Below are 426 nucleotides of genomic sequence, written 5' to 3' on the forward strand. Positions count from 1 at the left end.
ATGCAGAACGACGCTGTGGTGTCGATCAACAATACGACGCAAGTCGATCTGCAGGGCCAGGCCGCATCCGAGTCCGATGGCCATCGCCATATCAGCGGCACCGGCGGCCAGCTTCAGTTCGTGCGTGGTGCCTACGCTTCGCGCGGCGGCAAGTCGTTCATGTGCCTCGCCTCCACTTACGAGAAGCGCGGCGCGCGCAAGAGCCGCATCGTGCTCGCGCTCACCCACGGCAACATCGTCACCACGCCACGTACCGATGTCATGTACGTCGTCACCGAATACGGGAGCGTGAACCTGAAAGGCAAGTCGGTGGCCGAGCGTGCGCAGGCGCTGATCTCCATCGCCCATCCCGATTTTCGCGAGGAACTGGAGCAGCAGGCGCGCGAGCATCGGCTGATTCCGAAGCATTTTTACTGAGATCAGGGG

General features: G+C 62.2%; 1 protein-coding gene. It reads left to right on the top strand.

Going from position 1 to position 426, the window contains the following annotated elements; all coding sequences use genetic code 11:
* On the top strand, nucleotides 1-417 hold a 417-nt coding region (locus I6F37_RS41250; RefSeq protein WP_276573822.1), incomplete at its 5' end, for an acetyl-CoA hydrolase/transferase C-terminal domain-containing protein.
* Nucleotides 418-426 lie beyond the last annotated feature (9 nt).

This window comes from Bradyrhizobium sp. NBAIM08, from assembly GCF_020193935.1.
Taxonomy (GTDB): Bacteria; Pseudomonadota; Alphaproteobacteria; order Rhizobiales; family Xanthobacteraceae; genus Bradyrhizobium; species Bradyrhizobium yuanmingense.